The following is a 19,551-nucleotide window of genomic DNA, read 5'->3' as shown; positions in this document are numbered from 1 at the left end:
TACATTTCAGATGGCTTATAACAAGGAAACATCTTGAAGAGCGACTGGGGGTTTGGGAGTCGGAGATTTGCCGCAATGGCAGTTGCCCTGGGGCGAATTGTCAGGTTGTTCATTCATAACTCTCGAATTAACGATTTGAAATATCGACTTTTTCGCGAGCAAAAAAGTCGATATTTGGCGAGCGGGTCCAGCCCTAGCGGTATCTTTCGCAACCGACAAATACCGTTAGTCAAACCAGCCCCGCCCGACAAATATCTTTACTAAAAACCGTATTGGCGATCGATATTTTTGGTGAAAACCAGTTGTCAATATCGCTACCGGCAACTCTCAATCTTTTCCTGCTCTTTTACCCTTTTACCCGTACACTTCCAACTACCAATTTCCCATTGCCGATCAGGAAAATTAAGCTAAGGCAGGCACTTTCAAGTACAAGTGGGGATATAAGGGGAAGCGATCGCACAGTGCTGCTACTCGACGCAGGCAGTCGGCTGCGACGCTTTCATCATCTGGATTTAGCAGGCGATCGGCAATAATATTGCCAATCTCGGTAAATTCTGCTGTTCCCATTCCCCTGGTGGTCATCGCCGGCGAACCGAGTCTCAAACCGCTGGTGACAAATGGCGATGCCGGATCGAAAGGAACGGTATTTTTATTAGCAGTAATATTCACACCGCTGACTAATTGGTCCGCTAGCTTGCCTGTCATGTTTACCGATCGCAAATCAACTAGCATTAAGTGATTGTCCGTGCCGCCGGAAACGAGTTTTAAACCCCGCTGCTGCAACCGTTCCGCTAAAGCGCGTGCATTTTCAATTACTTGACCCGAATAAGTTTTAAATTCAGGCTTTAATGCTTCGCCAAAAGCTACTGCTTTGCCCGCAATGACGTGTTCTAAGGGGCCACCTTGAGTGCCGGGGAAAACTGCTTTGTCAAATTTTTTACCTAATTCCGGGTCATTAGTCATAATCAAGCCACCACGGGGGCCGCGCAGGGTTTTGTGAGTGGTGGTGGTGACTGCGTGACAGTGGGGGAGGGGGTTGGGGTGATGTCCTGTGGCGACTAACCCGGCGATGTGGGCGATATCGGCCAGTAGGTAGGCTCCAATTTCGTCGGCGATCGCTCTAAACTTCTCAAAGTCGATAATTCGTGAATATGCTGAATAGCCACAAATTAGCAATTTCGGTCGGTTTTCTTTGGCGAGTGCCAAAATTTCGTCATAGTCAAGCTGTTCTGTTTCTTGGCTGACGCCGTAGTGAAAAGCTTTGAACCATTTGCCGGATACGTTGACCGGCGAACCGTGGGTCAAGTGTCCGCCGTGGGACAAATCCATGCCCATTATTCCGTCTCCGGGTTCCAGCAAGCTCAAAAATACTGCAAAGTTGGCTTGAGCGCCGGAGTGGGGCTGGACGTTGGCGTGAGCGGCTCCAAATAGCTGTTTGGCGCGATCGATCGCAATTTGCTCGATGCCGTCAATAAATTCGCAGCCGCCGTAGTACCGTTTCGCTGGCAGTCCTTCGGCGTATTTATTGGTCAGCACTGAGCCTTGAGCGGCCATTACCGCTGCGGAGGTAAAGTTTTCGCTGGCGATGAGTTCTAGGTGGTCTCGCTGCCGCTGGAGCTCTTGCCCGATTAAATCGGCAATCAGCGGATCGGTTTTGGAAAGGAATTCTAAGTTAGTGTCCGTCACAATAATCAACCTCTTGACAGTTTTGGGATTGGGAATTGGGGATCTTATACCGTACTACGGATTTCGCACCATTGACATAAATATTACGTTGTGTTCAGGTTAAGCGGTTTGTCCCCAACTCCTGACATACAATGAAATTACTGGTGTGAAACCTGCCGGAGGTATCAAATGTTAGTCATTTTAATGGAAAATCAGATGCTTGCCCCTCAGTGTGTTTGCCAAAGTTGTTTGCTGGCAGATCGCACTGGTCAACCCCGCTGGAGCGGTGGAGAGCTTCGCTGCGGACATCCAGTTGCTAAACCTACGGAAAATTTGCCCGATCGGTACGAGTGTCAAATGGGCTTCGTCATTGCCAATATTAAATAAGAAAGCCTGCCGTTGGTAGTTGAGGCTGCTCCCTGCTGAGTGAAAAGCAAGTTCCGGCAGAGTCGAAACACAAACCCTGCTGCTGCGTTATCCTGAGTTTAATGGAATTCATAGTTAATCGATCGACTCAGGAGAGTTCATTATGACTTGGCGCGGATCTACAACTGTTCCAGACCGGATTTTTGCTTCTTTGCCTTATTTGCTCCCGTTGGTTGACGGGCTTGCCTTTGGCAGGTTTCTGTTTCAACAGTTTCCTGTCCTGCAACTGTTGTTGATACCGCTAGCTCCATTGATGCAAATTTATAGTTTGCCCTTTGCTAGCTTGATTATCTTCTTTGCCCTGTATTTAGGAGTAGTTAGAAACGAAAACATCAGTCACTTCATTCGTTTTAATGCGATGCAGGCGATTCTTTTAGACATTGTTTTGATGCTGTGCGGTCTGGTTTTGCCGATTTTTTCTAACGGTGTCCAAGTCGCATTTATTGCGGAAACTCTGTATAACATGGTGTTTTTGGGCGCTTTTGCTGCATTTGTCTATGCAGTCGTGCAGTCGCTTTTGGGACGCTATGCAGAGATTCCTCCGCTTTCGGATGCTGTTTATATGCAGGTACGTTAGTCCATTGGCAGTTGACAGTTTGCAGTTGTTAGTTGTTGGTGATAATTACCAATTACCCATTACTAATAACTACTGTATTTTCAAGACTGCCGATGCCTTCAATTTCGATGCGGACTCGATCGCCTATTTGTAGCGGTCCTACTCCTTGCGGCGTTCCAGTCAGTATCACATCGCCGGGAATTAGGGTCATTACTTGACTGATGTAGGAGACAAGAAAGTCTGGCGAAAATACCATGCGATCGATCTGGGATGACTGTACCGGTCGCTCGCTCTCATTGACAAAAGTCTGCAATTGTGCAGCAGGACTCAGTTCGCGGACAATCCAAGGCCCCAAGGGACAAAATGTATCGAAACCTTTGGCCCTCGCCCACTGGTTGTCCCGCTTTTGCAAATCTCTGGCTGTTACGTCGTTGGCGATCGTATAGCCCCAAATTTTGCTGTGTGCTTGTTCGGGAGTGCAGTTGGTACAATGTTCGCCAATTACCAGGGCCAATTCTCCCTCGTAGTCTACCCTTTCCGACTGCTGCGGATAACGAATCGCTGCACCTGCAGGGATGACTGCACTTGGAGGCTTGAAAAACAACAGGGGTTCTTCCGGTACGGGGGTTCCCATCTCGGCGGCGTGATCGACATAATTTTTGCCTACGGCTACAATTTTTGAGGGAGAGCACGGGGCGAGAATTTGGTAAGTATCTGGTGCAAGTTCCAAATCGGTTGGTTGTCCTTTTAACCAGGGCGGTGCATCAAATACTTGAACACTGTGGCTGAGTTGCAGTAAACCGTAATGGATGTGTCCTTGTGTTGTTTTTACTCGAACGTAGCGCTGGGCCATACTATTTTAGATTTTAGATTTTAGATTAAAACAGACTGACTACTTCCCGATAACGGGAATAGGACTTTCTGTAAAATACATAGGACTGACGCACGGGTGTCCAGAAACCGGGTTTTTTAACCAAAGTATTTGATTAAAACCCTCAATCTCGGTTAAAAAACCGGATTTCTTTGTAGGCGAGTGCGTTAGTCATAATACATATAAACATGGATCTAGGGATAATTTCTGAAAATTTATTGCTCGATCGACCTTTAAGATTTTTGCTGTATTATTTTTAACCCGCTTTCCGTGCAAATTCCGTGAAGCGGTTTGTCCCAGGAGTCAACGGGTAGTTGGGCCAGCAAGGCAAATTCAAAGATTGTGCCGATCGTAACTTTTGATTCCCACTCAGCTAAACTGAGCATTCTGTCGTAATAGCCGCCGCCGTAGCCCAAGCGACAGCCGCGAACGTCGCAGCCTACAGCAGGTACGAGGATTAAATCTACTTCTAAGTAATCTATTTTAGGAGCATCGGGTACGGGTTCAAGTATGCCATAAGCTCCAGTATGTAAAGCATCTCCGGCCTGCCAGATGTGCCACGATAGCTCTTTACCGACACAGCGGGGAAATCCCCATTTGCGGGGAGTTACAAATAGGGGACTTAAATCTGGTTCTTGGCGACAACTGAAGTAGGCGAGGATTGTTTTTGCTTGGGTAAATAGGGGCGAGTTTTGCAGATGATTGCAGATGCTCGCGCTTTTTTTTCTCCATTCTTGTGCTGATAGGGACTTGCGGGTGTGGAGGAGCGATTTTCTTAATTCAGTTTTAGTTAATGAAGGTTCAGCAGTATTCATATTTTCGATCGAATCTCTCGTTTTAGTTCCAGTCCGACAGGGGTTAAAAACCCCTGTCTCACAGCGAAAGTCCTCTTTTAGAGGACTACAACAATTAATTTCCTTTTCATCACATTCTTCAGTCGGTTTTAACCGACTTTAGCTTTGAGGCAAGGGTTGAAACCCCTGTCGGAATGTCGGACTGTCGGAAAGTATAAACCTACTGGATTTGAGAGCACATATTGTCTTACCACAGGACAAACGCTCAATAGCATTTCATTCTCCTGTTCTTCTATTTCAACTAACGATCGCCTGCCCAAAGATTGCAGCCCGTTGAATAACTCCGAGGGCGATAACTCGGCATTTTGTACCAATTGCTCTATTGAAACTGGGCCTTGCTTAATCAGGGTATGAAAAAAATAAGTTGAAAATCCCCAAGCTTTGTCAATACTGGTTTCTATGACTGGCATATTTAGCCTTTCATACCGTAAACCAGCAACGCCTCTTATTCCTACGGACTACTGACTAATGACTTCTTTTACTGTACTTGAGAGCCGTGAGCGCGGGGGTCAGAGCTACTTGTTTTCACAGGTCCTGTGGGGGGAGTAAAATTAGAAACTTGACCGCCACCTTGGGCGTGTGGCAGAGGTTTTCCTGCAATTAAAGCTTCTAAGTTAGCTTCCATAATACTGCGCGGCATTTCGCCCATCGTTTCCGCAACGGGGCTGCCTTTATCATTCAAATAGACAAAGTGCGGAATGCCATCTACTCGATATTTGGTGATTTCTGGCAGCCATTTGTCATTGTCTACATTCAGCATCACAAAATTCATCGGTTCGGCGTATTTCTGTTTTATCTCGCTCAGATCTTTAGCCATTGCCTGACAGCTACCGCACCAATTAGCATAAAATTCCATGAGTGTCGGTTTGCCATTTACCAAAGCTGTTTCTAATGGCGTTGAAGCTTTTGCCATGTCGGTGAGGCTGCTTGACGGCGTTTGGGTTTGCAGCCCTAAGAAGATGGATATTGAAAGGGCGATCGCTGTTAACACGATCAATAAGTTTCTGAGGCGCGCGGCGACTTTTGTTTCGGGATTTTTGACTGCGGGGGCGACAGTTGACTTGGGCGAATTCTGGGTCATAAAATAAATTACGGTTTGATTTTTATGTTTTTATTTTAAATAATAGATTTAGATTATAGCACATTTTGAGATAATCAGACCCATCTCATAAAAATTTGTGCTAGCTAAAGGCAGTAATTAGACCAAGTGCGCTAAAACAGAAGATACCAAAGATTGTTTGTAAATTACCGAGGACTTGCAGGGTGAAAAAACGGGTAACACTGACGTTTCCGCAACGATCGATCCAAATGCCTGTTACCTATCGACTGGCAAAGGATTTTAATGTTGCCGCCAACATTATCCGTGCTCAGGTGGCTCCGAATCAAGTGGGCAAACTGGTGCTAGAGTTATCAGGGGACATCGACCAACTAGAAGCGGCGATCGACTGGATGCGATCGCAAAACATCGGCGTTTCCCTAGCTAGCCGGGAAATACTCATAGACGAAGATATCTGCGTTCACTGCGGTTTGTGTACTGGGGTTTGCCCGACCGAAGCCTTGACCCTTGACCCCGAAAGCTTTAAACTAAGTTTTGCTCGATCGCGGTGTATCGTTTGTGAGCAGTGCATCCCTACTTGTCCGGTGCAAGCTATTTCTACTAACCTTTAGGTCTTGTACAAACTCATCATGATTATCATGTTTTTTGCGTCGTGGTTCCACTAATTGTGCCATAGGATGAAAAAAAACTCTTGGGTTTCCCTAACACTACTTTTTGTTACTTATTTCACTTTTGGCTGGAAATTGTCTGAGTTTGATGTGCCCCCGCACCTAACTTGGTTTTTAGCCATAGCTTCAATTTTAGTGTTAGCTGTTGCCTTGTCGTTCCCGCTGAAAGGGATAAAAGCCTTAATAATGCGGTGGTTTTCCAGTGATATTGGTGCTTTTCTTTCTATTATTGTAGGAGCTTTCGTGGCCGTGGTAGTTTTTGCCTGGATGCACCTTTTTGCTACTTGCTTACTCTTGATTTCAGCCGGAGCTTTGGCAAGACTCGATATTCAAATATCTGGTTGGAAAAATTGGCGGGCTTTTGCGGTATTAGCTAGCATTTGTTTAACTGGTGTAGCGTTGGGCGGAGTCCTGGAGTTTTGGTTAAAAACAGGCAAGCTCGTATTCTCTTAATGAAGAACGGGAAATTAACCCAACAAAATTCTATAACTTGCAACGGATATTTAGCCGACAACTATCAGATAGCCCATCAATAAAAATACAGCTTACTTTTTTGAATTTCCCACTCGGATTAATTACCCGTTCCGCGCCGCAATCATAGCAGTTTTTAAGCCTAGTGAGGTATAGGTTGTCAATGATCGATTCTCCGTTTAGCGTTACTAATTCCTAATTACTAATTACCGACGAACCCGGAGTCGAAATCAAAACCCCTAGGACTGTATTGAATTGTAGCGACTGTTGCTCAAAATGTTATTGCTAGGATCCCGCAAGTCCCGCAGCCAAAAACTCGATCGCAATAAAAAAGCAGCTTTCGGGAGCTGCTAGTCAGAATGCATGAGGTATTGTTCTTAGAATAGGACAGGTTGAATTAGATCGGTGCTGGGTTACATTTTTTGATACGGGAGAGTTGATGAGTGAATGGACGATCGTAAAATCGTCACATAGGAGGATAGCATTGATGCTAAATTTCCCGACAATCAAGTTAGCGTTTAACTGTCCTTGCGCCCTACAGCCCTTCAGCGGTGGGGCCCTTTTATTTTTAGGGAGAACTCAATAGCCGATTTTAACGCATCAGATGAGTCTGCCATTAGTTGTTGTATAAAATCTCGGCATCGCCACATCCTCATACATATAAAAGTTACGATTCACATCCACTCAAACCCGGTGGATTTCAAAATATTGGGTGGTTAAACGGACACACTGAGACAAAAATCAGTATTTTTACCGAAGTCATACCATTTTAGATTTTAGATTTTGGGAATGACTGATGAATCTGGTTGTTTGGAGCTTGTGTAGGGTTGCATTATTTTTGGGAACTAATACCAAAATTCCTCAGAAACCTGTTATTTTGTCAGCAACCCAATTTCTCAATGTATCAATTGAGATCGGGCCCGGTTTCTGGTTTGATAACTTTTTGGATTTCCTCCATCGCCCTAGTCGCGACTGCTTCAGGCCTTTCTCCCACACCAGCACAGACTCGGACATCTGCTTGAATGTAGAAACGCTCTCGCTCTTTCCAAAGGCTTTGCAGCTTAGATTTGATCTCGCCCTCCTGCAGTAGGGGTCGAGCGGTGTCCGAACGCAGTCGATCGTACAATTGATCTACAGGCACATCCAGCCAAACTACTACACCGTAGTGCAAGTAACCCCAATTCATCGATCGGGCCACAATGCCTCCGCCCGTAGCCACAACCGAATTTTGATAAGCAGACAATTCGCCGAGCACTTTACTTTCTAGTTCCCGAAAAGCCTCTTCCCCTTCTCGCTCGAAAATCTCAGCAATTGACTGATTAGCAACTCGAACAATTAGTTCATCAGTATCAAAAAAACGGTATTTTAATTTTCTTGCCAAAATCCGCCCTACCGTTGTTTTTCCCGCACCCATCATCCCGACGAGATAAATATTTACTCCCCTCAACCCCTCCACGGCCAAATCCTCCGATATTTTTCTATTTTTTCAGGTTAATCGAGCCGCCACTGGGGCTATCCTCGTCATCAAACTCATCACCCTCATCCAATCCCCAATCATCCTCTGCTTCTGCAAGAGGATTTATTTGTGCTTCATCAGCGGGTTTAGGAATCTCCCCTCCCGGAGGAACCAGCACTCGATACTCCGCATCGTATACAGACTCAGTTTGCCCCACCCCAGACTGGCTCGGATCTCGATAGCCGTAAGAATATACTGAGCCAGCCCAAGATTTGCTTTTCGGTTCCTGCTGAGCTTCGTAAGCCCTCGGATTTGCCGCTGGAACATCATTTACCTGCGGTCGATCGGGAAAATCGCGATCGTCCCCCCAATCGTCATCACCCCCTTGAGAGCCGGATTTTGAGCCATCTGAGACCCAATCATCCTCATCGTCTGCCGCTGCATAACTCCCCGGCTGAGCGTAATCCTTCGCCCCATCCGGGTTCGGAGTTTCTTGCAGGAAAGTCCGGGAACTGTAACCCGCCGGCGTACCGTAGTCTGTTCGGTAGGAACCAGCAGTCTGAGTTTGGCTATTTTCCCTATTCATATCCGGGTCAATTCCCTCTTTTCTAGGAGGGGGAGGTGGCGTGTAAGGTGTTCTCCTGTCCTCTGGGAAAGTATCGGGACGGCTGCGACTGTCGCGGCCGGTGCGGGTCCGCGTTGCAGATAGGTAATTTGAAAAAGCCAGCAAACCAGAAATCAATAAAGATGTGAGAGCTCCCACCGCCATGCTGAGCAAAATCCAAATAGATAAGGGCAAAGCAGGCGATCGAACTCCCAAAAATACCAGCGATAATGCCGGCTCCACATTTTGCAGGGCAAAAATAGTCAGCCCTACCACAATTACTAGCAAAAATACAGGTCGCATATTAAAAATATTGGTAATTGGTAATTGGGAACTTGTGCTGAGCGTAGCCGAAGTATTGCTAATTGGAAATTGCTAATTGAAACTAACACATCATCAATAACCAGTAACCAACTGTCAACTGTCAACTGTCAACTAACTCCCTTCTTCTTCCTTCCAGCGTTTGAGAGGAACGCAATCAATCCCCAACTGGTCTAAAGCGCGAGCCACCACAAAGTCTACCAAATCTTCAATAGTTTGCGGATTGTGATACCAAGCAGGAATCGCTGGTACAATTCTAGCTCCAGCTTCCGCCAAGGTAGTCAAATTCCGCAGGTGAATCAAGCTAAAAGGCGTTTCGCGAGGCACGAGTACCAATTTTCTCCCTTCCTTGAGCTGAACGTCGGCCGCCCTTTCGAGCAAATCCGAACTCAAGCCAGCCGCCAATTTGCCCAGCGTACTCATGCTACAGGGAATAACGATCATTCCTTGGGTGCGAAAGGAGCCACTAGCAATATTAGCACCGACATCTTGCCAGGGATGGCACCGAAGTTTACCCATTGTGGCTACTCCTGCTTGTTCCCGCCAGAATTCCTCTTGAAGCGTCGACTCTGCGGGCATTCTGGTGTTCTGTTCGCTTTGCCAAACCATGTAAGTAGACTTGGAAGCGACCAGTTCGATCGCGCGATCGGCTTCCAACAAATATTTCAATGTTCGCACCGCATAAATCAGTCCCGATGCACCAGTCACTCCTACAATTAGGGGGTAGTTATTCGTCATTAGTTATTTGTTACTTGTCGGTTGACTGTTGTTAGTAATTAGTTGTTAGATCAAATCTGTTAATATCGTAATTCTTCCTATCTCTATTTTCTTGATCTGCGTGAATCCATTGTCATCTGAGGTTAATACATTCTATTTTTTTACCGCCGAAGGCCGATTAACACAGATTAACGCAGATGAATTATAGAAATTGCGGTTGCACAGTCCGTAATTGTTTAGTTTTGACTGGATTTTACGCCAGACGATGCTATCGGATTGGATATTAGTCATTAATTGTTTATTGATGATTGCTTAGTATAGTTTGCCGCCCACTTCTAAATACTTAGTTGCCAGACAATGACAACTAAGTATTTAGAAAAGTTAACAGTTAACAGTCAACAGTCAACTGATTATTCATCATCATCAAAAGCTTGACTGCCACCGCCAACTGCAACTAAATCAATTTGCTGGCGGTAGTAGTCAACGCTCTTGACTTGAACTTCTACCCGATCGCCCAAACGGTACTGATTGCGGTTTTTGCGGCCCACCAGAGTTTGCTGGCGCGATCGATATTCGTACCAGTCATCCTTCAGCGAAGAAACGTGCACCAATCCCTCAACACGCAAGATGTCGCTCTCCGGCGGCCGCACCTCAATTTCCACAAAGAAACCGTAAGACTGTACACCTGTAATCAAACCCTGGAAAGTTTGCCCGGTGCGTTCTTTCATCAATCCGGTTTTCTTCAATCCCTGCAAATCGCTTTCAGCATCCTCAGCAACCCTTTCGCGTTCGGTTAGGTGTACTACTACCGATGCAAACTCCGTCTCAAATTCGTGGTGCAAATCTGGGGGGAGAACATTCCAAGTAATTTGACCGTGACAGGAGGAATGGTGCAAGTCAACTTTTTCCTTAGCCCGTGTTGTGCGGCTGCTGCGGCCTTGCTCGAACACCGCTTGCAACACCCGCAGTACCAGCAAATCGGCGTAGCGGGAAAGCGGCGAAGTGCAGCGCGTGTAACCCTCTGACAGCCCCAAACCGAAGTGGGGCTTGGGAGTGGTGCTGTAAACAGCGGGCTTCATGGTGTCTTCTAGCAGGTAGGTGAGAACTCTTTCGGACTTAAGGCCGGCAAACTGCTGGGTAAATCGCTGAAAGTCCAAGGGCAAAACTTCTTCTTCGGTTTCGAGATACAGTTCGCCTCCGAGGTTGTTGGAGAGTTTGATGAACTCTTGAATGTCTGCCGGGTCTGGCATCGGCTGGACGCGGTAAATTGCTGGGACTCCCAAGGCTTGCAGGTGAGTGGCGACGGCTTGGTTGGCAAGTACCACCAACTCTGACACAGCGGACTGCGCGGGGGGAGCGACTGCAAAAGCTCCTAATTCGCCTTCATCGTCGAAGTGAGAGTTAGCATCGGGCAAATTTAGTTCAAAAGCTCCCCGCTTCAGCCTTGTCTGTCTGGCTGCCTGTGAGGCGGCACCAAGTTGATCGAGGAAAGGACGGAGGGCGGAGGACAAAGGGTGCTCTTCGGCATCGCCTGGTTCGAGAATTGCTTGAGCTTGCTCGTAGGTGAGGTGGTAGTCAATTTGAATGACGCTGGTTTGAATTTCGTATTCTAGGAGTTCTCCTGATTCGTCGAGGGTGAGCAGTATGCTGAAGGCCAGCCGTTCGGTATCTGGCAGCAGAGAGCAGCGCTCGTTGAGGGTTTCTGGCAGTACGGCGATGATTTTTTCTCCCAGATGGGCGGCGGTGCCTCGCTTGCGGGCTTCGCGGTCGATCGGGGTTTCTGGCTGCACGTACTCGGCGGCGTCGCTGATGTGGATTCCTATTTGCCAGCGGCCGGGCTTCAGGGTTTCGATCGACAAAGCGCGTTCCACTGGCGGATCGGACAGGAATGATGTCGGATCGAACTCGTTTTCGGCTCCTCCCTCGGAGAGATTTTCCTCCTCAACTTGAGGGGCATCGTTTGCGCTCTTGGTTGTTCCCGGTTCGTTTTTGCTGAAGCTAACAGTCAGAATGTTACGCAAATCTAGGCGTTTTTTGATGTCGGTTTTTTTGACTTTGCTGGGCAAATTTTCGGCTGCTTTGATGACGGCGGCGGGGAACGATCGCGGCAAGTCGTGTTTGCAGCATACGATGTCGAGGTCGTCAGCGGCTTCGGCGTCGGAACCGAGTACCTGTACTACTTTGCCGACTGGGCGGTGCGTGCCGAGGGGGTAGCGTTTGACTTCGACGTGTACTAGGTGGTCGATCGCCTCTTGGAGATTTGTGCCGTTTGCGAGCAAGTCTAGTTCAAACAACAGGCGATCGTCCAGGGGGATTGCTCTGTAACTGACTCGGCCGGTGGGGGTGGCGGTTTGCTTGACTCGCGCCAGTACCGAGGGGTTGGCGCGTTCGAGGATGAGCATGACTTCGCCTTCGGGCGATCGGCGGCGGCTACCTTCTTTGATGATTTTGACTAAGACTCGATCGCCATTCCAAGCTGTCGAGAGGTGACTTTCCCGCACGTAAACGTCTTCTGAGCCTTCGGCGTCTTGAATTGCAAAGCAAAATCCTTTGCTAGAACAGCGCAGTTTTGCTTCTACTACGTCGTCTTCAGCTACTCGGCGGTAGCGGCCTTTGTCTTTGACTAATATGCCAATTTTCTCTAGAGCTTCTAATGCGATTTGAAGTTTGAGTTGACTGGTGGCGTCGTTGCAGTCGAGTTTTTTCTCCAATGCTTTTGGGGCCACTAATTTGTCTTCTGTAAAATTTGCCAGCAGTGCAGCGATAGAAAATTCCATGTAGCGATCGATCCTCTTGTTTCCAGCAATTAGTCTAATTTTGGCGAAATCAGCCGCACCCCCTCGGGCCCTCGTAGTGCCTGCTTCCCAACAAATGCGCGGGTTGATAGGTGGAGACGCGAGCACAGCCACCTTGTTTCATCGCGAGGTTTTTTTGAGATTCTCTCCCGACACCGGCTTGGTGCTAATTGTCTGCTGTCTGTCTTGAACTGACTGCTGACGGTGCAGACAAATGTCCCGCACGCTATTCCCCAATACAATTTTTTAGCGTTGGTTTATTTGCTTTTAGGTCAGCAGCGCCGAGCAATTCGCGAATTAGAAAGCCCCTGTCGGTTCTTAAAAGATGGCTCGATACTGAAAGCAACGGCTTGAGTCGAGGATGAGCCGATGGAGGGATGGAGATGGAGAAAATGTGCATTTCTTCCTTCTGCCTTGTTTCCTTCTGCCTTGTTCCTTCTTCCTTTTGAAGTGCCTCTTGCCTCTTGCTTTAGCAAAGAACTTACCGGATCGAGGCAAAATTGCTAGTAGCTCGCCGCTGCGATGCCCCTGTTTTTTTGCACGCGATCTGCCCTTGCGGACAGAGGTGCAACGAGCGGGTCGGGAGCAATCTGTGCTGTAGAAAGTGCAAGGTACACAAAACCGGAGACTTTTACTACTTTTGCTTAGTTGCTGTGTCATCTTCTATATATAGATAATGACGCCCGATGCTTGTTAGCTTAAACCGCTGGATGTGGCATGGGGTTTAGTGGCGTGTAAGGTGGCGCGGATGACTCACCTTTAATTTATTGTATGTTGAATAGGTGCTTTGAGAAAATTGTTTTCTCTAGGCTGTACTACACTTAAGTCATAAGCCCCTTCTGGTTTCGGGGTCAAAAAATTATGTTTGCTGAATTTCGCGCCCTTTATCCCGCTGGACAGTTAATCTGTGAGTTGCTGACTGTTCATCACGGTAAGTTTGTTGTTCGCTGTCTGGTTCAGGTTGACGGCAAAACTCTTGTTACGGCTATGTCGGCTGCTGAGTCTGTTGAGGATGCTGAAGACCGCGCCCGGTTGCGAGCGATCGCTATTCTTGGATTTGCTCAGCCCGCAAGTGCGATCGCGAGTGTTGCTGCTGTTCCCTCTCCTCCTGCTGTTCCCTCTCCTTCTGCTGTTTCCCCCGTTGCTGCTGTTCCCCCTCCCCCTCCTGCTGTTCTGGTTCCTGTTGGCCCGACAAGTGTTCCTCTTCCTGTTCTAGAAATGCCTGTTGTTGACAAATCGCCTGAAACACATCACAGCAATTTTGTCAAGACTGAAACGAAATTAAATGAAGAGCCGATCGCACCTGTACCGGAACCGCTGCCGCCAAAGGTCGATCGGACGGAGGCTACTGGATTTGTACCGAAGCAGTTAGACTCGGACGCTTGGCTTTCTTCTAGCTACGGCGAACCACTTCAGGAACTGGAGGTGCCGACTGCTAGCCAAAGTGAACTGCTACAGGGTGCGGCCGAAGTCAGGGAATTGCAACCGATCGCAGTGGGAATCCCCAGCGATGCGATCGAGGATAATTCTGATACGATCGCCGAAATAGACGCCATCCTCAAACGCCTGCAATGGAAGAAAAAACAGGAAAGCGACTGTCTCGAACAAAATTACGGCAAGTCGTCGCAGAGAGAGCTTTCTAGCGAACAGTTGGTAGATTTCCTAGAATATCTGGAAATCTACAGCAGAACTACTGAGGAAATCAAGCGGTTGGGCTGGACTCCCAACCAAGGAAAAGATTATCTCAAACAAGGTTATGGCAAAGAAGCGCGCCATTTCTTAAATCAAGTAGAATTGCTCGACTTTCTGCAATATCTCGAATCTTTGCCCTAGTAATTATGTAGGGTTTCTAGGTATGATGTTTTTTGATAAAAAGCTACATATAGCAGTTTTCAATTGTATGAAATACAGTAAGGACTTCACTATGACGCCGTGTCATGCGCCCCAGCATCTGTACTTCAATTAACAGAAAACTGCTATATGAAAGTTAAAAATTAAAAATCAAAAATGAGGAAATATTCTTCATTTTTGATTTTTAACTTTTCATTTAGACGACAGCGACGATCGGGCGGCTGGCGGAAGGACGGCGATCGATCACTTGATCGACTAATCCGTAGTCCTTTGCTTCTTCAGCGGACATGAAGAAATCCCGTTCGGTATCTTCTTCAATGCGGGAAAGCGGCTGACCGGTATGGTTGGCAAGATGTTCGTTCAGGCGGCGTTTGTGGTACAAAATTTCTTTTGCCTGAATTTCAATATCGGTTGCTTGTCCTTGAGCTCCGCCTAGAGGTTGGTGGATCATAATCCGGGAGTGAGGCAAACTCATCCGCTTGCCTTTAGCGCCGGCACTCAACAGAAAAGCGCCCATGCTGGCTGCCAAACCGAGACAAATAGTGCAAATGTCGGGGCGGATGTGGTTCATCGTGTCAAAAATGCCCATACCTGCTGTTACCGAACCCCCTGGGGAGTTGATATAGAGGTAAATATCTTTCTCCGGGTCTTCGGCGTCTAAAAATAGCAATTGGGCAACGATCAGGTTAGCCAAGTCTGAGTCAACCTGTTGGCCCAAGAAGACGATGCGATCGCGCAGGAGTCGCGAGTAAATGTCAAAGGCGCGTTCGCCGCGACCGGATTGTTCTATAACTGTTGGGATCATTGACGCCTGCCTGCCTATTACGTATCTTTTTTTAATTTTAGCGATTAGGGCTCAGTTATAGTTAGCGATCGGTGGCTTGCGATCGAGAAATCGGCAAAATCCTTGAACTGGGCGGGGTTGGGGCGGTAATTTGTGGAAGTTGTGGCGGGGGTGCGATCGGATTTCCGATCCTGCAGGCGATCGATGTTGAGGCAGCGGACATCAATAAACGTTAAATGTTGTTATGTGGCGATCGTATCATTGCGAAAACTCAAATCGCTCGATCGCGGCTGACAGTAGGAAAATGGTCTAGAAACTCATTTAGCGAATCACCAGCTTCGAGACAATCAAGCAGAGTTTTCATCAGGACGCGAGTACCAATAAAGACAGGAGTTCCACCTAAAATATCGGGGTCGCTATGAACGATAGTAGCTGCGTATTGCAAAGAAAAGGTTGTGACATCAAGAAAATCTTCCTCAATCCAGGTATCACTTGGCTCGAATAGCCTGTTAGTTTCCATCGCTAAATCCCCACTGAAAGTCCATCGCATGAATCTTTTCTATCAAAGCTGAAACTTTAACGGGTGAATTATCAGGTACTAAATCCCGATCGACTATTTGTTGAGCCGTGGCAAGATTTTGACTTCCTATATCATCACTCGTATGAAAGACGAGACAATTCACTTGACTAAGACGAGCCGACAGGAGTTGCAAAAGGGCCATCAGGACACGATTACCACCATAAGCTCCGCATCCCCAAAACCCTGTATGAATAATCAACCTGGGTGCTTTAGACAACTCTAAATGTGACTCAATTCGTGCTGCTGAAAATCCAGTAAAGGCTGTTTTCAGGATGTATTCAATTTCTGCACTGCTATAAGAATCCTCGCCATAGGAAGGAGCTTCTATCGCAATGATGTTTGTGATTGTAGGCGGGTTTAGAGGTTTTGTAGCTTGTCCGATCGCATCTGATGTAGCTCGTCCAAAGTTGTTGCCGTAAAGACCAAAAGGTCGCCCTTGTTCTGGATTGCGATCGGTAGAAATTGCACACCTCCGTTCCGCCCCACGAATCAGAATCGGTGTAGGTTGTTCGCTCTCAACTGTCAATGGCTTAATGTTATAATCTAGTAAAGCTTCTCGCAGTGAACTGAGTGATGGATGTTCGGCGACCTGCATTTCATCTTGGGCAAATAGCGAACCCCCATAAGCACAAAAAAGATCGTGATGAGCGAAATTGAGATACCACTCCATCTGAGTGTTATCTTGGGATGGCTCGTACTCAAAATATCCCTTTCGCTCAGAAAGATCGGTCTGATGTTCGAGAGGAGAAAAATATTCGGGAAGTGGCATTGCATACCATCGAGAAAAAGCTAATTGACCTCGATGAGTGCATCCAGGTGGACAACAAATGTCATAAACGAGCTTCTTATTAGGGTGGTAAAATTTTGGTGGGTGAGAATTCATCAGAGCTTGCGTATCAAATGTCTGCCTACTGAGCAAGCTATCTAAGAAGTCGTTCATTGCTCTCTCCCTTCCAACATTGAAACACTTTTTTCAAACGTTAACCGCTAAAGACTGTGGATGTCAAGACCTACTAGCTCTTAGATACCAGACTTCTTCAAGAAGTCCGATATCTGGGGTATCTGGTTATTCTGTTTTTTTAGGCAGGCTTACTTATTGCTGACTACTCAAATTTTAATCTGCCAACCTCGGCGGTACATTCCATACAAAATTAACCACCAAAATAATACCGCAGTCACGGCAAATGCCAGGGAACCATTCAGTGGCCCCGCCCACGGCACAAACCAGTTTTCGTAAATCCAACTGTAAGTTGTTGGAACATTTCCACCAGTACCGATATGAGTTTTTAAGAGAATTCTGGCAACTATACCGGAAGCGACAAACAAGAAAATTGCATTCAATCCCATGATTTCAAACGGCCTCCCCCATTTCCAATCCCGCACTTCTATTGTTTCGTAGCAAGCTGCTAGCAATAGCAAGGTCCAACCTGCGGTAAACACTACATAGGAACTCGTCCAAAGTTGTTTGTTGATCGGAAATAAAAATCCCCACAAATGGCCGATTACCACACAACAGATGCCGCCGATTGCTAAGTTGATACTGGTGCGGGTTTTGATGGGCTGCACTCGCAGCCATTCTCCGGTAAAGTAGCCTGTGAGGACTGTGACAACTGCGGGTAAGGTACTCAACAGTCCTTCGGGGTCGAAGGGGCCGCCTTTGTACAGGTGTTGGCTACCGAGAATTAGCCGATCGACATATCCCCCTAAATTTCCTTCTGGCGTGAGTTCGCCGGCAGTGTACCCCCCTACAGCAAATACGGTTAGTGCGCCCCAATAGCCCAAAAGCACGGCAACAGCGAGCAGTTTTTGATTGCGGGGGGAAAGGTTGAGAATGGCGATCGCACTGATGAAATAAGCTAAGCCGATGCGCTGCAATACTCCCATGATGCGGATTTTACCGAAGTTTTCGACCGGGGCGCTGTTGAGAAGTACGTCAAGGGCGATCGAAGATGTATTTAGCAGCAATCCTAATATAAATAGAATCGCGGCGCGGCGCGCAATTCGCCAGTAGATATTTGAAGAAGGAAGAAGAAAAAAGGAAGAAGGAACAGGGTTTTTGGTGGATTCTGATTTTTCCTTTGTTTGTGTAATTTTTGAGGTTTCTATTGCAGTTTTTGGATAATTTTGAATATACTTAGGCAGCGAGAAAGACATCGCGCAGCCAACGATGAACAAGAAAAACGGAAATACTAAGTCTGTCGGGGTGCAGCCGTGCCATTCTGCGTGATCTAGCGGTGGATAAACGTGTTCCCAACTACCGGGGTTGTTGACTAGAATCATCGAGGCGATCGCAATTCCGCGAAAAACATCAAGGGATTTGAAGCGCATAAATTAAGTTATTTGTTCACTGTTCACTGTTCACTGTTCACTATCTTAGCGGATGCCCATTTCCTAATTCTTTTCAGCCCAATTCCCAATTCCCCATGCCCCATGCCCCATGCCCAATTACCTATTAGCTAAATTTCAATACCTTCCAGAGTCATTATGACTGCATTTTTCATCAACATATCGCAGCGTTCTGCATAAAAAGATGCTGCCTTATCATACTTGTTGATTTGCAAAACCCGCAAAAACATTTGCCTTGCTTGCGCGAATTGCTGCTGGTAGTGAAAAAAAATTCCCTGTTCAAAATAAGTTTGAGTTTGTGCTTTTAATTCGATCATTGTCGGCGAGTCGCCATCGTAAATTTCAAATACCGCAACAGGTGTTTGTTTTCCTTTGACTTGAACGCGATCGAGAAACCTGCACTTGTAATGTTGAGGATCGTCTATCCGGCAAAGGGTTTGGACGCTAGCTACAATAGCAACTCCATAAAGCTTTGTCAATCCTTCCACACGGGAAGCTAAATTAACAGCATCAGAAATCACCGTACTTTCCATTCGTTCCGCTTCGCCAATCGTACCTAACATTAAAGTCCCCGTATGCAAGCCAATCCCTATCGAAATAGGTTGATAGCCACTATTTTGCCTGTGTCTATTATAAATTTTTACTTGCTGCTGCATCTCAATTGCTGCTTGCACAGCATCTTCAGCCCTGTTAGGAAACAAAGCCATAATCCCGTCACCAATATATTTATCTATAAAACCGTTGTACTCGCGGATAACTGGGCCAACTCGGCTTAAGTAAGAGTTGAGAAATTCAAAGTTTTCTCGGGGAGACATACTTTCTGACAGACTTGTAAATGAGCGAATGTCGGCAAACATAATCGTCATTTCTGCCTGTACAGAGTCTCCTAGTCTGGCATCAACAATGCTTTCTCTTTTGAGAAATTTCAAAAATTCACGGGGTACAAAACGAGCTGATGCGGCGGCAATTTTTTCTAGTTCGCTTTTGCTGGATTCGATTTGATTGAGCGATCTAAATGCTCTCAGTGCGGTGACTACTGTGGTAAATAATTTTTTGTTAGTAAGTTCTGTTTTGGTTTTGTAATCATTGATATCGTAGCTGACAATTACTACATCTTCTGGTACTTGTCCGGGCTGTCCAGTGCGTAAAATAATTCGCACAATTTGATTATTTAAAATATCGCGGATGTATTTAACTACTTCCAAGCCTGCTTCTTCTGTCTCCATAACTACATCGAGTAAAATCAATGCTATGTCGTAATTATTTTGGATAATTTCTTTAGCTTCTTTCCCTGAGTAAGCGCTGATAAATGTTATAGTCTTACCTTCAAATTTAAAATCGTTTAAGGCTAGTTTAGTAATATTATGAATTTCTATTTCATCATCTACAATTAATATTTTCCAACTTTCTTCTAGCGGTTTTTGTTCCGCCTCGTCTTCCTCGGCAAATATTAATTCATCGTCCCCCGCCCCGATTAATTCGTCATCGCCTGCTGCCAACAGGTTTTTACTAGCTTCTGACATATATCG

The 19,551-nt window shown here is 46.5% G+C and carries 20 protein-coding genes; 5 read left to right on the top strand and 15 right to left on the bottom strand.

Annotated features, from left to right (window positions below):
- Positions 1 to 402: 402 nt before the first annotated feature.
- On the bottom strand, positions 403 to 1,686 hold the full coding sequence (gene glyA, locus QUA53_RS16070) for a serine hydroxymethyltransferase (protein WP_333098404.1): 1,284 nt from the start codon (positions 1,684 to 1,686) through the stop codon (positions 403 to 405).
- Between the two features lie 168 nt (positions 1,687 to 1,854).
- On the opposite strand from glyA, the gene QUA53_RS16065 reads away from it, so the two are divergent.
- Together QUA53_RS16065 and QUA53_RS16060 are read left to right on the top strand one after the other, a co-directional pair.
- Positions 1,855 to 2,052, top strand: a complete 198-nt coding sequence (locus QUA53_RS16065) for a hypothetical protein (protein WP_006631916.1) — start codon at positions 1,855 to 1,857, stop codon at positions 2,050 to 2,052.
- A gap of 142 nt (positions 2,053 to 2,194) precedes the next feature.
- On the top strand, positions 2,195 to 2,668 hold the full coding sequence (locus tag QUA53_RS16060) for a Tic20 family protein (protein ID WP_333068559.1): 474 nt from the start codon (positions 2,195 to 2,197) through the stop codon (positions 2,666 to 2,668).
- A 52-nt stretch (positions 2,669 to 2,720) separates the two neighbouring features.
- Here QUA53_RS16060 and QUA53_RS16055 read toward each other — a convergent pair whose 3' ends face one another.
- The 4 genes from QUA53_RS16055 to QUA53_RS16040 all read right to left on the bottom strand — a co-directional run bounded on the left by QUA53_RS16055 (position 2,721) and on the right by QUA53_RS16040 (position 5,453).
- Positions 2,721 to 3,500, bottom strand: a complete 780-nt coding sequence (locus tag QUA53_RS16055) for a fumarylacetoacetate hydrolase family protein (protein ID WP_333098402.1) — start codon at positions 3,498 to 3,500, stop codon at positions 2,721 to 2,723.
- A 251-nt stretch (positions 3,501 to 3,751) separates the two neighbouring features.
- On the bottom strand, positions 3,752 to 4,333 hold the full coding sequence (locus QUA53_RS16050; protein WP_333098400.1) for a 5-formyltetrahydrofolate cyclo-ligase: 582 nt from the start codon (positions 4,331 to 4,333) through the stop codon (positions 3,752 to 3,754).
- 128 nt (positions 4,334 to 4,461) lie between these two features.
- Positions 4,462 to 4,782, bottom strand: coding sequence for a hypothetical protein (locus tag QUA53_RS16045; RefSeq protein WP_333098398.1), 321 nt, complete (start codon positions 4,780 to 4,782; stop codon positions 4,462 to 4,464).
- A 68-nt stretch (positions 4,783 to 4,850) separates the two neighbouring features.
- On the bottom strand, positions 4,851 to 5,453 hold the full coding sequence (locus QUA53_RS16040) for a thioredoxin family protein (protein WP_333098396.1): 603 nt from the start codon (positions 5,451 to 5,453) through the stop codon (positions 4,851 to 4,853).
- A 182-nt stretch (positions 5,454 to 5,635) separates the two neighbouring features.
- On the opposite strand from QUA53_RS16040, the gene QUA53_RS16035 reads away from it, so the two are divergent.
- Together QUA53_RS16035 and QUA53_RS16030 are read left to right on the top strand one after the other, a co-directional pair.
- Positions 5,636 to 6,040: an NIL domain-containing protein gene (locus QUA53_RS16035; protein WP_006635751.1), complete on the top strand. Its 405-nt coding sequence runs from the start codon at positions 5,636 to 5,638 to the stop codon at positions 6,038 to 6,040.
- Positions 6,041 to 6,106: 66 nt separating this feature from the next.
- Complete coding sequence (locus tag QUA53_RS16030; RefSeq protein WP_333098395.1) at positions 6,107 to 6,550, top strand: hypothetical protein; 444 nt, start codon at positions 6,107 to 6,109, stop codon at positions 6,548 to 6,550.
- A gap of 922 nt (positions 6,551 to 7,472) precedes the next feature.
- Here QUA53_RS16030 and QUA53_RS16025 read toward each other — a convergent pair.
- The 4 genes from QUA53_RS16025 to QUA53_RS16010 all read right to left on the bottom strand — a co-directional run bounded on the left by QUA53_RS16025 (position 7,473) and on the right by QUA53_RS16010 (position 12,443).
- Positions 7,473 to 8,024, bottom strand: coding sequence for a shikimate kinase (locus tag QUA53_RS16025; protein WP_333098393.1), 552 nt, complete (start codon positions 8,022 to 8,024; stop codon positions 7,473 to 7,475).
- A 22-nt stretch (positions 8,025 to 8,046) separates the two neighbouring features.
- Positions 8,047 to 8,931, bottom strand: coding sequence for a LapA family protein (locus tag QUA53_RS16020; RefSeq protein WP_333098391.1), 885 nt, complete (start codon positions 8,929 to 8,931; stop codon positions 8,047 to 8,049).
- Between the two features lie 132 nt (positions 8,932 to 9,063).
- Positions 9,064 to 9,687 (bottom strand): flavin prenyltransferase UbiX, encoded by a 624-nt coding sequence (locus QUA53_RS16015; RefSeq protein ID WP_333098389.1) that lies wholly within the window; start codon positions 9,685 to 9,687, stop codon positions 9,064 to 9,066.
- A gap of 389 nt (positions 9,688 to 10,076) precedes the next feature.
- Positions 10,077 to 12,443, bottom strand: coding sequence for a ribonuclease R family protein (locus tag QUA53_RS16010; protein WP_333098387.1), 2,367 nt, complete (start codon positions 12,441 to 12,443; stop codon positions 10,077 to 10,079).
- Between the two features lie 879 nt (positions 12,444 to 13,322).
- On the opposite strand from QUA53_RS16010, the gene QUA53_RS16005 reads away from it, so the two are divergent.
- Complete coding sequence (locus QUA53_RS16005) at positions 13,323 to 14,294, top strand: hypothetical protein (protein WP_333098385.1); 972 nt, start codon at positions 13,323 to 13,325, stop codon at positions 14,292 to 14,294.
- 214 nt (positions 14,295 to 14,508) lie between these two features.
- Here QUA53_RS16005 and clpP read toward each other — a convergent pair whose 3' ends face one another.
- The 6 genes from clpP to QUA53_RS15975 all read right to left on the bottom strand — a co-directional run bounded on the left by clpP (position 14,509) and on the right by QUA53_RS15975 (position 19,545).
- Complete coding sequence (gene clpP / locus QUA53_RS16000; RefSeq protein ID WP_333098383.1) at positions 14,509 to 15,117, bottom strand: ATP-dependent Clp endopeptidase proteolytic subunit ClpP; 609 nt, start codon at positions 15,115 to 15,117, stop codon at positions 14,509 to 14,511.
- Between the two features lie 61 nt (positions 15,118 to 15,178).
- Complete coding sequence (locus tag QUA53_RS15995; protein WP_333098381.1) at positions 15,179 to 15,319, bottom strand: hypothetical protein; 141 nt, start codon at positions 15,317 to 15,319, stop codon at positions 15,179 to 15,181.
- A gap of 48 nt (positions 15,320 to 15,367) precedes the next feature.
- Entirely contained in the window at positions 15,368 to 15,616 is a 249-nt protein-coding gene (locus tag QUA53_RS15990) for a DUF433 domain-containing protein (protein ID WP_333098379.1), read from the bottom strand.
- Positions 15,606 to 16,445, bottom strand: a complete 840-nt coding sequence (locus QUA53_RS15985; protein WP_333248951.1) for a hypothetical protein — start codon at positions 16,443 to 16,445, stop codon at positions 15,606 to 15,608. The genes QUA53_RS15990 and QUA53_RS15985 overlap by 11 nt, the downstream gene beginning before the upstream one ends.
- 338 nt (positions 16,446 to 16,783) lie before the next feature.
- Positions 16,784 to 18,004: a heparan-alpha-glucosaminide N-acetyltransferase domain-containing protein gene (locus QUA53_RS15980; protein ID WP_333098375.1), complete on the bottom strand. Its 1,221-nt coding sequence runs from the start codon at positions 18,002 to 18,004 to the stop codon at positions 16,784 to 16,786.
- A gap of 128 nt (positions 18,005 to 18,132) precedes the next feature.
- Entirely contained in the window at positions 18,133 to 19,545 is a 1,413-nt protein-coding gene (locus QUA53_RS15975; protein ID WP_333098372.1) for an adenylate/guanylate cyclase domain-containing protein, read from the bottom strand.
- Between the last annotated feature and the right edge of the window lie 6 nt (positions 19,546 to 19,551).

The sequence above is a fragment of the Microcoleus sp. Pol12B3 genome, from assembly GCF_036701355.1.
Classification (GTDB): Bacteria; Cyanobacteriota; Cyanobacteriia; order Cyanobacteriales; family Microcoleaceae; genus Microcoleus.
The sequence above is the reverse complement of the archived record's forward strand: the minus strand, read 5'-3'. Positions and strand labels throughout refer to the sequence as shown.